The 14269-nt window shown below is 66.3% G+C and carries 14 protein-coding genes; 8 read left to right on the plus strand and 6 right to left on the minus strand.

Annotation, left to right across the window (positions count from 1 at the left end):
* Positions 1 to 101 precede the first annotated feature (101 nt).
* The 4 genes from PSV00_RS00130 to PSV00_RS00145 all read left to right on the plus strand — a co-directional run bounded on the left by PSV00_RS00130 (position 102) and on the right by PSV00_RS00145 (position 2833).
* Complete coding sequence (locus tag PSV00_RS00130) at positions 102 to 806, plus strand: CoA transferase subunit A (protein WP_300443346.1); 705 nt, start codon at positions 102 to 104, stop codon at positions 804 to 806.
* Positions 807 to 842: 36 nt separating this feature from the next.
* Positions 843 to 1217 carry a four helix bundle protein gene (locus PSV00_RS00135; RefSeq protein ID WP_300443348.1) on the plus strand — a complete coding sequence of 125 codons (375 nt, stop codon included), beginning with the start codon at positions 843 to 845 and terminating at the stop codon, positions 1215 to 1217.
* Positions 1218 to 1289: 72 nt separating this feature from the next.
* Positions 1290 to 1949, plus strand: coding sequence for a 3-oxoacid CoA-transferase subunit B (locus PSV00_RS00140; protein WP_300443350.1), 660 nt, complete (start codon positions 1290 to 1292; stop codon positions 1947 to 1949).
* 41 nt (positions 1950 to 1990) lie between these two features.
* Positions 1991 to 2833 (plus strand): hypothetical protein, encoded by an 843-nt coding sequence (locus PSV00_RS00145; RefSeq protein WP_300443353.1) that lies wholly within the window; start codon positions 1991 to 1993, stop codon positions 2831 to 2833.
* A gap of 17 nt (positions 2834 to 2850) precedes the next feature.
* Here PSV00_RS00145 and PSV00_RS00150 read toward each other — a convergent pair whose 3' ends face one another.
* The 6 genes from PSV00_RS00150 to flgK all read right to left on the minus strand — a co-directional run bounded on the left by PSV00_RS00150 (position 2851) and on the right by flgK (position 9509).
* The gene (locus PSV00_RS00150) at positions 2851 to 3456 is read right to left on the minus strand and encodes an ABC-type transport auxiliary lipoprotein family protein (protein ID WP_300443356.1); all 606 of its coding nucleotides are present in this window, start codon (positions 3454 to 3456) and stop codon (positions 2851 to 2853) included.
* Positions 3457 to 3461: 5 nt separating this feature from the next.
* Positions 3462 to 4400 (minus strand): MlaD family protein, encoded by a 939-nt coding sequence (locus PSV00_RS00155; RefSeq protein ID WP_300443358.1) that lies wholly within the window; start codon positions 4398 to 4400, stop codon positions 3462 to 3464.
* A gap of 13 nt (positions 4401 to 4413) precedes the next feature.
* Positions 4414 to 5178 carry an ABC transporter ATP-binding protein gene (locus PSV00_RS00160; protein WP_300443360.1) on the minus strand — a complete coding sequence of 255 codons (765 nt, stop codon included), beginning with the start codon at positions 5176 to 5178 and terminating at the stop codon, positions 4414 to 4416.
* A 35-nt stretch (positions 5179 to 5213) separates the two neighbouring features.
* A complete protein-coding gene (locus tag PSV00_RS00165; protein ID WP_300443362.1) occupies positions 5214 to 6329 on the minus strand; it encodes an ABC transporter permease in 1116 nt (371 codons plus the stop codon).
* Positions 6330 to 6471: 142 nt separating this feature from the next.
* Positions 6472 to 7392 carry a flagellin gene (locus PSV00_RS00170; protein WP_300443364.1) on the minus strand — a complete coding sequence of 307 codons (921 nt, stop codon included), beginning with the start codon at positions 7390 to 7392 and terminating at the stop codon, positions 6472 to 6474.
* Positions 7392 to 9509 carry a flagellar hook-associated protein FlgK gene (gene flgK / locus PSV00_RS00175; protein ID WP_300443366.1) on the minus strand — a complete coding sequence of 706 codons (2118 nt, stop codon included), beginning with the start codon at positions 9507 to 9509 and terminating at the stop codon, positions 7392 to 7394. The genes PSV00_RS00170 and flgK overlap by 1 nt, the downstream gene beginning before the upstream one ends.
* A 402-nt stretch (positions 9510 to 9911) precedes the next feature.
* Between flgK and PSV00_RS00180 the strand changes: the two genes are divergently transcribed.
* The 4 genes from PSV00_RS00180 to PSV00_RS00195 all read left to right on the plus strand — a co-directional run bounded on the left by PSV00_RS00180 (position 9912) and on the right by PSV00_RS00195 (position 14196).
* Positions 9912 to 11513, plus strand: coding sequence for a flagellar hook-length control protein FliK (locus PSV00_RS00180; RefSeq protein ID WP_300443369.1), 1602 nt, complete (start codon positions 9912 to 9914; stop codon positions 11511 to 11513).
* Between the two features lie 3 nt (positions 11514 to 11516).
* Positions 11517 to 12206 (plus strand): flagellar hook capping FlgD N-terminal domain-containing protein, encoded by a 690-nt coding sequence (locus PSV00_RS00185; RefSeq protein ID WP_300443372.1) that lies wholly within the window; start codon positions 11517 to 11519, stop codon positions 12204 to 12206.
* Positions 12207 to 12279: 73 nt separating this feature from the next.
* Positions 12280 to 13737 (plus strand): flagellar hook protein FlgE, encoded by a 1458-nt coding sequence (gene flgE, locus PSV00_RS00190; RefSeq protein ID WP_300443374.1) that lies wholly within the window; start codon positions 12280 to 12282, stop codon positions 13735 to 13737.
* Between the two features lie 174 nt (positions 13738 to 13911).
* The gene (locus PSV00_RS00195) at positions 13912 to 14196 is read left to right on the plus strand and encodes a DUF1153 domain-containing protein (protein WP_300443519.1); all 285 of its coding nucleotides are present in this window, start codon (positions 13912 to 13914) and stop codon (positions 14194 to 14196) included.
* Positions 14197 to 14269: the final 73 nt, after the last annotated feature.

Below are 14269 nucleotides of genomic sequence, written 5' to 3' on the forward strand. Positions count from 1 at the left end.
TGTTTTTTCGCGACCGGCCCGCCTTGCTCCGGACCGTCTGCCGCGTTACGGACGGACAACGGCCGCCGATATTCATCGGGCGGTGAAAATATGAGGAAGCGATGCGGAAGATCTTTCCCGACGCGGCGTCCGCTCTCGAGGGCCTGACCTTCGACGGTATGTCCGTCATGTCCGGCGGTTTCGGCCTGTGCGGCATCCCCGAGAAACTGATCGCCGCCCTGCGTGATTCCGGCACCAAAAACCTGACCGTCATCTCCAATAATGCCGGCGTCGACGGCTTTGGCCTCGGTCAGCTGCTGGAGACGCGGCAGATCGCCAAGATGATCTCGTCCTACGTCGGTGAGAACAAGGAGTTCGAGCGCCAGTATCTGGCCGGGGAACTGCAGCTGGAATTCAACCCCCAGGGCACCCTGGCCGAGCGTATCCGCGCCGGCGGCGCGGGCATCCCCGCCTTCTTCACCGCCACCGGCGTCGGCACCCTGGTCGCCGAAGGCAAGGAAGTGCGTAATTTCAACGGTCGGGACTATGTGATGGAGACCGGCCTCGTCGCCGATCTGGCCATCATCAAGGCCTGGAAGGCCGATGGCCGCGGCAATCTCCAGTTCCGCAAGACGGCCCGCAATTTCAATCCGATGATGGCCACGGCCGGCAAGGTCACCGTGGTCGAGGTCGAACATATCGTCCCGACCGGCTCGTTTGACCCGGATCACATCCATACGCCCGGCATCTATATCGACCGCATCGTGCTGACCGAGTCCGAGAAGCGCATCGAACAGCGCACCGTGCGGCAAAGGGAGGCTGTCTGAACAGGGGTGTGGGGTGTCGGGTGTGGGGTTTAGGGTATGAAAGAGCCGCTTTCGTCCTACCGTGAGCTGACGATCTGGCGCGACGGGATCGCGCTGGTGAAATCCTGCTATCTCATCACCCGTGCCTTTCCGAAGGACGAGCAGTTTGGTCTGACATCACAGATCAGGCGTTCGGCGGTCTCCGTTCCCGCCGATGTCGCGGAGGGATACGGCCGGGGCACCCGAAAGGACTATGTCAGACACCTTATGATCTCGCAGGGATCGTTGAAGGAGCTGGAGTCACATTTGATCATCGCTGCCGAAGTCGATTGCGCGCCGAAGAGTGACATCGAACCGGTCCTCAGGCGCTGTGATCAACTCGGGCGCGGCCTCGGCGCTCTGATCCGCTCTCTCAGAGCGAAAGACGCCTGACCCTTTCACACACCACACCCCACACCCCATCCCCCACACCCGCCCCCCATTCCCCAAACCCGGATAACCCCCATGCCCCGTACCCGCGAACAACTGGCCGAACGCGCCGCGCACGAGCTGCAGGACGGCTTCTACGTCAACCTCGGCATCGGCATCCCGACCCTGGTGGCCAACTACATCCCGCGCGGCATGGAGGTCACCCTCCAGTCCGAGAACGGCATGCTGGGCATGGGGCCCTTCCCCTATGAGGACGAGGTCGACGCCGACCTGATCAACGCCGGCAAGCAGACGATCACCGAAATCCCGGAGTCGGCCTATTTCAGCTCGGCCGACAGTTTCGCCATGATCCGCGGCGGCCATATCAACCTGTCGATCCTCGGGGCCATGGAAGTGGCCGAGAACGGCGACATCGCCAACTGGATGATCCCCGGCAAGCTGGTGAAGGGCATGGGCGGGGCCATGGACCTGGTCGCCGGCGTCAAACGCGTCGTCGTCGTCATGGATCACGCCAACAAGCACGGCCAGTCCAAGGTCCTGAAGGCCTGCACCCTGCCCCTGACCGGCACGGGCGTGGTCAGCCGCATCATCACCGACCTGTGCGTGTTCGACGTCAAGCCGGACGGCAAGGGCCTGGAACTGGTCGAACTGGCCGAGGGCGTGACGCTGGACGAGGTCGCGACGAAGACCGAGGCGACCTACACGATTTCCGAAAACCTGAAGTCGCTGGCATAGTCCTTCGGACCGGCGATCAAACCGGATGAGGGAGGGTGACGATGGCGGCTGACGGTTCCTACCGCATTACGGGCGGCGCGCCCCTGCCTGATCCCGCGCGCGTCGCTGCGGCCGCTGCGGTGCTCGACACCGACCCGCCGGAGTCCTTTGCCGAGGCGGCCCGCGCCGCTGCCCTCGACCGGCTGGAGCGGGCCCTGGGCGCGGTACGCACCGGCGACCTGACAGAGGCGGTGGCCCAGCTGACCCACGCCCGCTCGGTCATCGAGGACCTCGCCCCCGCCGGGCTGGAGCCCCGCACCGGCCTGGGCGGGCTGTTCGACAGTCGTGGACGCCGTCTCAAACGCTTTCGCGCCCGCTTTGCCAGCGCCATGACCGGCCTCGCCGACGTGGCCCGGGACATGACCGACCGCATCGAGGGCGTGACCCAGCGCAACGGCACCCTGGACAGTGTCTGGAAGGATCTGCGCGAGGCCGTCGGTGAGCTGGACACCCATCTCAGCGCCGTCTTTGCCCGGCTCGCCCCGGTTGCCGCGGACGCCGAGCCGACACCGCTGCACCGGCGCGGGTCTACCCTGACGGCCGGTCGACAGGCGGCCCTGCGCACCCTGCCCCTGATCCGGAGTGTCCAGAATACCGATGTCCGACTCGCCGACAGCCTCGCCGCGTGCCGCGCCGGCATCGACGCCTGGGCCGAGGACTGGAAGGACGGGCTGGGCCTGGCCGGACGCAGACCCAAACGGGTGCGACCGGACCAGACGCGACTGGCCCGGACCCGCAATGCCCTTCTGGCCGGCATCGAGGCCGCCCTGACGGAACTGGACACGGCGCGAACCCGACGGGCCGAGATCGCGGCGCGGATCGAGGCGCTGCGCCGCCCCCTCTAGCCGGGCTTTCGACCGGTTCAGCGGGCGGCGGTGACTTCCGTCCAGTCGACGATCAGGGTGTTCAGGTCGCGTGAGGCGATATCAAAGGCCGCGACAATGCTGGACACACGGTTCTCGGACGCCGGCTGGGATACGGTGAAGGTCCGCTCCGATACCACCGTCCGCTCCGGCAGGCGCAGCATACGGGCCGTCGCCGAGATCACGATCAGGGGCACGGTTCCGGCCTGCTCATAACGGGCCTCGAAGGTGCGGACGTCGATGTCCAGCGTCCGCGTTGTCGGGGTCAGCTCGCGACGGCCGATCAGCCGCACCCGGGAGGCCTGGGACAGGAAGCTCTCCTGCAGGCTCTGGGCATACAGGTCCTCGGCCGGAGAGACCCAGCGGGCCCCGGCGATATAGGCCGCCTCCGTCCCGGTGATGCCCAGCATCCGATCGCCCTTGGAGGCATCCGGAAATTCAATCCTGCGCAGGGCCACCTGGATCGGCTCGGCCAGAACCGGACCGTTGCCAACCTCGGCCCCGGCACCGAACCGGTAGAGTTGCACCGGGTCCGGCGTCGCCAGCAGCGAACAGCCCCCCAGGACCGCAACCGCGGCCGTGACGGCCGACAGACGAACAAACATGCCGATCATGGCCGGACCTCGATTTCGGTGGAGGGGGGACGCCCGATGAAGTCGCGCGGACTGGCGCGGACCTCGTCGATCAGGCCCTGCAGGGAGTCCGTGGCGTCCTCGAGGCCCTGGATCGCCTGCATCAGCTGCGGCACGCCCTCGCTGGCCACGTCGTTCAGCGGACCTTCCAGATTGTTGGCGGTCCGATTGATCGAGGCCAGGGCCGTGCGGGCGTCCGCTGCGGCCTGGTTGATATTGCCCACGGCCGCGCGACCGTCGCCGTCGACCAGAGCCCGCAGGCTGGCCCCCAGCTGCTGGTATTCGTCGATCGCCGCATTGGCCTTGATCAGCGACTGCTCCAGCTGCTCGATCATCCCCTTGCGGGCTTCCAGCTCGGTGGTCAGGGATTCGACATTCTTCATACTGGTCGAGAAGGACCGGATGTTGTCATCAGACAGGACCCGATTGATCCGGTTCAGGGCGTCAACCGTCTGGGCCAGGACCGTGCCGGAGCCCGACAGCAGCTCGGCGATCGGCGACGGCTGGCTCTGCAGCACCGGCACGACATTGTCCGGGTACTGGGCCTTCAGCAAGGCGCTGCTCGGGGCTCCGGCCGTGATCTGGATATAGTTCAATCCGGTAATGCCCTGCGGCTCGAGCTGGGCGCGCGAGGTCACCCGCACCGGCGTGGTGGCGTCGATACGGATACGCGCGATCACCTCTTCACTGTTCTTGGTATCCAGATGCAGGTCGGTGACTTCACCGACTCGGATCCCGTTAAAATTGACGTCGCCGCCTTCCGACAGCCCCCGGACGGGGCCGTAGAAGACGATGTCATAGACGTCGTAGTCATTGTTAAACTGAAGGCGGGCAAGCCAGATGGCGAACACCGCCAGCGCCGCCAGCAGGGCGATCGTGGCAATGCCGACGGCGGCGTAGTGGGCGTCTCGTTCCATCGCTCCGCTCTCCTCAGGCGGCTTTCGTGGCGGCGCGTCCGCGCGGCCCAAGGAAGTATTCTTTGATCCAGGGATGATCGGACCGTTCCAGCTCCGCCACCGTCGCCTTTTCTATCACTCGCTTGTCGGCCAGCACTGCCACCTTGTCACAGATGGCGTAAAGGCTATCGAGATCGTGGGTGATCATGAAGACGGTCAGCCCCAGATCGTCCGAAAGGTTCCGGATCAGGGCGTCGAAGGCCGCGGCACCGATAGGGTCAAGCCCCGCCGTCGGTTCGTCCAGGAACAGGATCTCGGGGTCAAGGGCCAGGGCCCGCGCCAGCCCGACCCGCTTGCGCATCCCGCCCGACAGTTCCGCCGGCTTCAGATGGTGAGCTTCCGGACCGAGACCCGCCATGGCGATCTTCATCTCCGCCAATTCGCGGATCATATCCTTCGGCAGACGCGTATGCTCGACCAGCGGCGAGGCTACGTTCTCCAGTACGGTCAGCGACGAAAACAGGGCCCCCTGCTGGAACAACGTGCCGGTCCGCTGCTCGATATCTGCAGCCTGGCCCTTGGTCATCTCAGTGATGTCATGGCCAAAGATACGGATAGTGCCGCCGTTGGGCTCCTTGAGCCCGATAATGCTGTTGAGCAGCACCGTTTTTCCCGATCCAGAACCACCGACGATACCCAGCACCTCACCCTTGACCACATCGAGGTCGAGATTCTCGTGAATGACCCGCTCGCCGAACTGGCTCAGCAGCCCGCGGACCTCGATCAGGACCTCGGGCACCGGCTCGACATGGGCGAAGGGGTGAATCGGCGCGGTCACCAGTTCAGCTCCAGGAAGATCAGGGCGAAGACGGCGTCCAGCAGGATGATGGCGAAGATGGCCTGAACAACGGCCGCCGTGACCCGGCGTCCCAGGGACTCGACATCCCCCTCCACCGACATGCCCTGGCGACAGCCGATCGCCGCCACAACGATCGCGAACACCGGAGCCTTGATCATCGCCACGCCCATATGCCGGCCGACGTCCGGGGTGTCGGCGATCCGCTGGATGAAGAAGGCCGGACCCAGGTCCAGCTGGGCCCAGGTGACCAGCATGCCACCGAACAGGCCCGAGACCATGCCGACGAAGGTCAGGATCGGCAGCATCAACAGCATGGCCGCCAGCCGGGGAATGACCAGGGCCTGGAACGGATTGACCCCCATGACCTGCATGGCGTCGATTTCCTGGTTCATCCGCATCGCGCCGATCTCGGCGGCGAAGGACGAGGCCGACCGGCCGGCCAGCAGGACAGCGGTGATGACCACGGCGAACTCGCGCAACACCGAAACACCGATCAGCTGCACGGTGAAGACCCCGGCCCCGAACTGGGTCAGCAGGTCCGCGCCGAGGAAGGCGATCACAGCCCCGACGAAGAAATTGGTTGTCGCAATGATTGGCAGGGCATCCAGCCCGGATCGCTCGGCCTGGCTGAACCAGGCGGGCCAGCGGATTCGGCCGGGGTTGGACAGGGCCGCCCCGGCGGCGACCATCAACCGACCGAGGAAGGCCAGCGACATGACCGCCTCATGACCGATGTCCTCGATCCCGCGTCCAACCTTGGCAAAGGACCGGGTAAAAGCATCGGCCCGCTTGCGCGGCTCGACGCTTTCACGCTCCAGCCGCTCGACCATCGCATAGATGCGCCCGGCTTCCGGCCGCGCGGCCCAGACTGCCGCGGGCAGCACCTCTGCGGACGCCTGAACCAGCGACAGGGCCCCGGCGGTATCGAACCGGCCCATTTCGTTCAGGTCCAGGCGCGTCGGCGTCCGGTCCTTCAGGGCCGTCGCCAGCCGGCGTGTGGTGCGCCCCAGACCGGCCGTGGTCCAGTCGCCGCTGAGGTGGAGCACCAGCCCCCCCTCGTCGTCCTCGATCTGGAAATCCGCGCTGACCATGGTTCTCACTAAACGGCGCGCCCTGCTTTGCCCATGCACTTCGCCTGGAGCGGAGTGTGAACAGTCGTCGGGCGTCACCGTTCCGCCACGCCCCCCGATTGCGTCTGCCACGGGCGTTTTCGCAACGGTCTGGCCGGGTGGCTCAGTTCAGATAGTTGAGCAGGGAGACCTGACTCAGCTGGCTGATGACCTGGGCCGAGGCCTGGATCGCCACCTGGGACAGCTGCAGATCAGTGATCGCCTGGGCCATGTCCGCATCCGTCTTGGTCGACAGAAGTTCATCCAGCGAGGCCTTTTGCTCGCCCTGTGACTTGAGGATCCCGTCGACGCGGTTCTGCATGGCCCCGTTGCGCGCGGCCATGTCCGTGATCGACGTCCGGGCCTGGTCGAACCGCGCCAGCTGGGTGGTCAGAAAATCCCGGGTCGCGTCGCTCATCGGATCGGTGATGGGCGTGCTGCCGTGATAGGTCTGGATGTCACGGAATATCTGGAACAGGTCGGTGCCGATCTCATTGGCCAGGAAGCTGGTTTCCATCCGCGTGCCCTCGTCCAGTCGCGAGGCCTGTTTCAGGCTGTCGTTGGCGAAACTGTCCGCAACACTGGGGGCCGCCGCCAGGTCTGCCAGAGTCATGGACACGACCGGAACTGCCTCGACATTGCCCCCCGCGAAGACATAACGGCCCTGGTGTTTGGTATTCAACCCGTCCTGGCTGACCTGAAACTCATTCTGCAACTGCTGCATGAGACCGTCGATTCGACCGGCCGCCAGGGCGTCGGCGATGGCCTGTCGGGCACCGCCGGCACCATCCGCGATCCGGCCGAAGGCCAGATCCTGGGAACCCAATCGTGCCGATACGGTCTCGCCCGTGCTGATGAAACCCTGGATACGGCTCTGCATCGACTTCAGGGCCGTCAGGGTTTCCGACGTGCGCCCGAACCCGGTCAGGTCCGTGGCCACCTTCTGCGTCGAGATCCGGGTCTGTGCCTCCTGGGCGCGAACCTGGGTGTTCATCAGCTCCGCCAGGGCTGAATGGTAGTTTCCGGCGGTCGAAACCCTGGTCATCACACCATCCCCAGCAGAACGTCATACATATCCTTGACGGCCTGGATCAGGCGCGCCGAGGCGTTAAAGGCTTGCTGATAGGTCGTCATCAGCACCAGTTCCTCGTCAAGATTGACGCCCTCGTAGGCGACCTGGCGAGCGGCAGCCTCGCTCTGGAGGGCCGAAGCACTGTCCGACCGGCTCTTTGACAGTTTCGCCCGCCCGCCGATTTCACCGGCCAGTTCGGAGGTGTAACGCGAAACACTGATCGAGCCGCCGGACGAACTGCCCGCAGCCGCGAACTGCGCGGCCCTCTGGCCCGCGTCGGCCAGCAACAGCGCGCCGCGGCCGTCGCCGGTCGCCAGGGCGGCCGTCCCCGGCGCGGCCGCCAGATTCAGCTGTGCCAGTGCCAGTTTCGACGGGTCGCGGTTGATGTCGGTGCGCAACGAGAACCCGTCTGCGCGCGAGGCCCGGACCCCGCTACCGATCCCGAACAGTTCGGTCAGGGATACGCCGGACGGCACCTGGGTCGTCTTGTCATTGACCACCGACATCGTCGGTGGCGGACTGCCCAGTCCCTTGAAGGTCAGGGCACCGCTGGTCGGGTCCAGGCTAAAGCTGCCGTAGCGACCGACGCCCGTCGCCGGGTCGTTCAAGGCCGTCAGCAGCTCGGCGACCGTTCCGGTCCCGCCCGGGACGGTCACCGTCAGGTCCCGCATCTTGGAACCATTCGCGTCGATGAAGCGGAACGATACCGTCTCCCCCGCGGTGAACCCGTGCAGCGACGCCGACGTCAGACCCGTGTCGTACAGGGCCACCCGGCCGCTCGAGACCAGATCGTTGAGCCCGAAATAGTGTGAGAAGCCGCGACCGGCCTTGGTACCGGGCGTGGTCGCATCATCGGCGATGGCGATGCCGTTCGGGCTGGTGGCCGCGAGGCTCAGAACACCCCCGTTGAAGCTGGCCGTGGCCGCGCCACCCAGTTCAGTATTCAGCACGGTCAGGAAATTCGCCGGGGTCGCCGCAGACCCGTTGATCGTCATGGTCGCGCCCGAGAAGACGATGTCGGCGCGCGCCTGGATAACTCCGGCGGCATTGGTCACGGCGATGGTCGTATTGCCGGTAAAGCCGGCCACGGCCGTAGCCAGCGACTGGCCGACATTGCGACCCGTCAGGGTCGAGGGCGGCGGCACCGCACTGTTGGCATTGTGGGCGCGGTTCAACTCATCGGCGATCCGCGTCATCAACTCGCCCAACCGCGCGGCCGTCTCGGGAGCCTCGGTATCGCGAAGCTCGACCAGACCCTTGATCTCGCCGGAGGTGACGCTTTCCATCAGGGGGCGTTTTTCGCCGCCTGGCTCGGTGACCCAGATCTCGTTGAAGGCCGACTCGGCATTGACCGATCCGGCACGACCGTATTCCAGCGTCGCCCGCCCCTGACCGGCCAGCAGAACGCCGCTGCCGGTGCGGATTGACACCCCGCCGACCGCCCGGACCGACACGCGCACGTCCATCAGGGACGACAGCTGGGTGATCAGGGCCGCCTGGGCAGTCTCGGCCCCCGAGGAGTCGCCGGACACCGCGGCGGCCCGCGAAATCTCGACGTTCAGCGCCTCGATCTGCTCCAGCAGGGCATTGCCGGTTTCCACCGCGCTCTGGATGCGGCCGTCGGCGTCCTCGCGCACGGACTGGATCTGGCCGGCGATGCGACCGGCCTCGTCGAACACCGCCTGGACCTTGAACAGGGCCTCCTGGCGGCGCGGCGACGACACCGGATCCTCGGCCCCGGCAGCGAAGGCCGAGAAGATGTCGTCGACCTGGGAGAAGAAGCCCGCATTGCCGGGATCGCCGAACAGGGACTGGATCCGGTCATACAGTTCATAGCGCACGCCCTGGCGTGCCGCCTCCGATCCCGAGTTCAGGCTCGCGGCCTGCAGAAACCGATCCGTGGCCAGACGAATGCGGGCCACATCGACGCCCGCGCCGATCCCCTGGTTGGTGACGGCCACCTGGTCGGCGATCTTGCGCACATAGCCGGGCGTGTTGACGTTGGAAACATTGTCCGAGACGACCCGCAGCTGCACCTGGGCTGCGGTCAGGCCCGACGAGGCCGTATTCATGATGGCATTCAGCGACATCAGACCACTCCCGACGACGTGACCGCCGCGTCGCCCGGCAATCCCTGCCAGCTGACGTGCGTTTTTTGCCCGGCCCGATCGATCAGCGATCCGGCTAGTTCATTGAATATGCGGGGCATCACGATTTTTAGCGCCTTCATACCCGGAAGGGAGCGCAAGGCCCGGGCCAGTTACCCTCCACCCGTTCGCGTCAGGGCCATGGCTGGCGGCAGCCGGGCAAAAAACGTCAGGGCGCGGCAAGATTCGACCGTGGTCGAGCCTGCGGCCAGACGGTATCGATAGATCATTTTCGAGGGAATTCAGCACATTATCGGGATTTGTCGACGTGGCCCGCGACTTGCGACCCACCGACTGAACCTTTGGGCGCAGCAGGCGCCGACGTAACCGTTGTACTGGCGACCCATGTCCGCTGACCGTCTCCTCTCCATCGTCGCACCGGCCGCCGTGCCGGTTGCCGCCCCGGCGGCATCCGACGCCCGTGGAGACTCCGGTTTCGACCGGATGCTCGGCGAAGCGATGGCGATCGACTCTGAACGGCCGGGTTCGGTCGGCAGGAGCGAAACTGTCCTAATCCGCGTCGCGGCCGCAGCCCCCCGCCCGACCGCCCTCTCGACAGCGATCGATTCTGCCCTGGCCGCCGCCGAAGACAGCAGCCTCGACGCGGAAACGACGGCATCCGATGCGGCCGGCGCGGCTGCGGCCGCATCGGCCGCTGCCGAAACCCCACACCCTTCCGTATCCGTCAAAGCCGCGAAGCACGATGAGGCCCAGGTCCTGCCGGCCGCCCCGGCGGACAAGGGCGTAGACCAGCCCCAGATCCTGCCCGGCGCGCCGCCCGTGACGGTCGAGGCCGACGTCGAGGCTCCCGCGCCTCCGGTCCGGAACAACAAGGGGGCGGATACGCCCCAGGTCCTGCCCGGCACCGTCGGCAGCAGTGAGATCGGCGGGGGAACCACCGGACAGGTCGCATCCGGCAAGGGAGCCGATGTGCCCCAGGTCCTTCCGGGGACGACGGACAAGAGCGGCAATCCGCAGGTCTTGCCCGGTGCCGACCCGACGCCTGTCATTAATCCGGCCATCGGCAAGGACGGTGGCCGCCAGATCCTGCCCGGCACCCAAACCGACACCCCGACGACGGCCGAGCCGGCCAACCCGGCCGTGACATCCGGCGCGACCAAGGCAGCCGCCCTGGCCGCCGCCGCCCTCGCACCGGCCGTCGCGCCGCCACCGCCACTACGCCCCGCCACCGACCGCAACGCGCCTGTGTCGAACAGCATGCGGGCGACGACCTCGACCGGGGAGCGGACCTCGGTTGCGGCTCCGGCCACGGCCACCTCCACGCCCCCCGCTCCACCGGTCGTTGAGGCGACCCCGTCCGCTACCGCAGCCACGCCCCCGTCCCTGTCGGACCGGCCGCCGGCCGGAACCGCCGCCGCTGTGCCGGTCCCGGTTCCGGCCATCGACGACGCCACGGTAAAGGCACCGGTCGACCAGGCACCAGCTGAAACCCTCCCTGCCACCGCCACCCAGGCCGGCACGGCATCACAGACCCATTCCCTGTCCAACCTGTCCAACGCCGCGGTTGAGGCCACCGCCCAGATGGCGGCCCAGATCATCCGCCGGATGGATGCCCGTTCGACCCGGTTCGAAATGGCCCTGACCCCCGATGAACTGGGACGGGTCGACGTCAGCCTGGATATCGACGAGCACGGCCGCCTCGCCGCCCGGCTCGCCTTCGACAATCCGGCCGCCGCCCTCGACATGAAGGGCCGCGTCGACGAGCTGCGTCGCCAGCTCGAGGACGCCGGCTTCCATCTGGCTGACGACGCCTTCCAGTTCACCGACCGCGACCGTTCCTCCGGCGAGGCCTTTGACCGCCGCCAGGGGCGCGCCTTCGCCGCCGCCTCGCGCCTGTCCGATGAAACCGACGCCGCAGCCCCGGTTACGGCACCGCGCTGGATGTCCCTGTCCCTGACGCCTGACCGCGTCGATATGAAGGTCTGACCGATGGTTGACGCCGTCACCACCGCCACAGCCACCGACCGGACGACCGCCGGTCGCACCGCCATGGCGACCAATTTCGAGACGTTTCTCAGCCTGCTGACCGCCCAGTTGAAGAACCAGGACCCGCTGTCGCCGGTGGACTCCAACCAGTTCACCAGCCAGCTCACCCAGATGTCGGGTGTCGAGCAGCAACTGCTGACCAACGATCTGCTCACCAGCCTGTTGTCAGCCCAGCAAAGTGGCGGGCTGTCCGGGGCCGCCAACTACATCGGCAAGGATACCACCGCGGCCTGGTCGGCGATGAAGCTGGACGGCGGTCAGGCGACCTGGAGCTATGAACTGGCCGCCGATGCCGCGACCGCCGACCTGGAGGTCCTCGACGGCGGCGGCCGGGTTGTCTGGAGTGGACCGGCACCGGACCGCACCGAGGGCACCCATGACTTCACCTGGGACGGCAAGACCAGCGCCGGCGGCCAGCTGGCCGACGGCGGCGTCTACACCCTCAAGGTAACGGCCAAGACCGGTGCCGACGAGACCATCGAAAGCCAGACCCTGATTCGTGGCCGTATCACCGGCGTCGAGCTCTACAATGGCGAACCCTATCTGACAGTCGGCAACTCCATCCTGCCGCTGTCCACGGTAATCGCGCTGCAGGAACGCGCGACCACCACCACGCCGGTCGGCACAGCATGAGCCGATCCGTTTCCGGCGCGACACGCCCTTCCCCTCAATCCATCGAAATCGTTACTCCCGGGAGTTCCAAGTCATGAGTATCAACAGCGCCCTGCTGGCCGGCGTGTCCGGCCTGACTGCCAATGCCGCCGCGCTGGCGGCCATCTCGCAGAACATCGCGAACGTGAACACGGTCGGCTACAAACGGACGTCCGGCGAGTTTGCCACCGTGGTCAACACCCAGAGCGCCGGGGCCGGCTATTCGGCCGGTGGCGTCCTGGCCAGCGCCCGCCATTTCACCAGTCAGAACGGCCAGCTGCAGCGCACCACCTCCTCGACCGACCTCGGCATCGCCGGCCAGGGCTTCTTCGTCGTCACGGAAAAGGCCGAAGACCTGACGCCCGCCGACACCCGCCTGTTCACCCGCGCCGGCGCGTTCCGGGTCGACAACCACGGCTTCCTGAAAAACACGGCCGGCCTGTATCTCCAGGGCTGGCCCATCGACAGCGAAGGCAACCTGAACCTCGACCCCTCTGACCTGAACCGCCTCAAGACCATCAACGTCGGCTCGGTCGGCGGTACGGCCGAGGCCACGACCCGCATCGAGCTGAACGCCAACCTGCGCTCCAGCCAGCCGGTCTCCATCGCCGCCTCGGACGCCGCGCTCGCGGTCCCGGGGCCCAACGCCTATGATCCGGCCACCAACTCCATGGCCATGTGGGATCCTGACACCGGAACCGGCGTGAAACCCGATTTCGAGCTGACCATTCCGGTCTCCGACTCCAAGGGCGGTCAGAGAACACTCGCGCTCTCGTTCCTGAAGAGCTCCGTGCCGAACCAGTGGTACGCTGAAATCCGCGCCATCCCCGCCGGCGACGTCGTCACCGGGGCGGGTCTTTCGAACGGTCAGCTCAAGTCGGGCCTCGTCGCCTTCACCCAGGACGGTCGCCTCGACGTCACCGCCATGCTGGCCATGGCCCCGGGCGAGGCCCTGTTCGCGGACCCGACCGTGGCAGCGCTGAATTTCGGAGCCTCGGACGGGGCCGCGCCGGCCGCCGGTGAGTTCAACTGGGCCTCCAGCCTGGGTATCGACAACCAGAGCGTGGCCTTCGAACTCGCCAACGCCGCCGGCGGCCTGACCCAGTACGACAGCGCCTCGGTGGTCCAGGCCACGCTGACCAACGGCACGGCCTTCGGCAACCTGTCGGAAATCAAGATCGACGAGAAGGGTTATGTCACCGCCATCTTCGACAACGGCGTGACCCGTCAGATCGCCCTGGTCGCCCTGGCCACCTTCACCAGTCCCGACAGCCTGTCCGAAGTCAGCGGCAACGCCTTCCGCGTGACCCAGGGCTCCGGCACGTTCAACCTCAAGGGGGCCGGCAGCGGCGGCGCGGGCCTGATCGGGGCCTCGCAGCTGGAAGCCTCGACGGTTGATCTGTCAGCGGAATTCACCGGCCTGATCACCACCCAGAGGGCCTATTCCGCCTCGTCCAAGATCATCACCACCGCCGACGAGATGCTCGCCGAGCTGATCAGCATCAAACGCTGATCCGCAAGTAACTGATCGTTAGGTTCAATGAATCGTCGCTTTACCTTTGGCCTTACTGACGTCGGCGCAGGAATGGATTTTATTCTTTCCTTCACCACGCCCCTTAAACGGCCTTTAGCTGAGCCGGGCTACATTCACACCTCAGATGGTGATTGGTGAATGAGGCTTAAGCCCATGCTGCAAGAGCGACGCCTTAACAGCAAAGGCGAACAATACGTGGTCGGACCAACGGGTACGCCCCTGACTCTCGGTGATCTTCCGCCGCCATCCACCGACCGGTGGGTGATCCGGCGCAAGGCCGAAGTGGTTGCCGCTGTGCGCGGCGGGCTGCTCAGCCTTGATGATGCCCTGACTCAATACCGTCTGACGGCCGAGGAATTCCTCGCCTGGCAGAAGGCAATCGACAAATGGGGCATGCAGGGGCTGCGCACCACGCGGATCCAGCACTATCGGGGCTAGCCCCCGCCCGAATTTCTTCCCCCCGAAGGCAGCGGCCGCTCCCGGAAACGGGGGCGGTCGTTGTCGTTTCAGG

Origin of the sequence: Brevundimonas sp. (assembly GCF_029945885.1) — a bacterium.
GTDB lineage: Bacteria > Pseudomonadota > Alphaproteobacteria > Caulobacterales > Caulobacteraceae > Brevundimonas.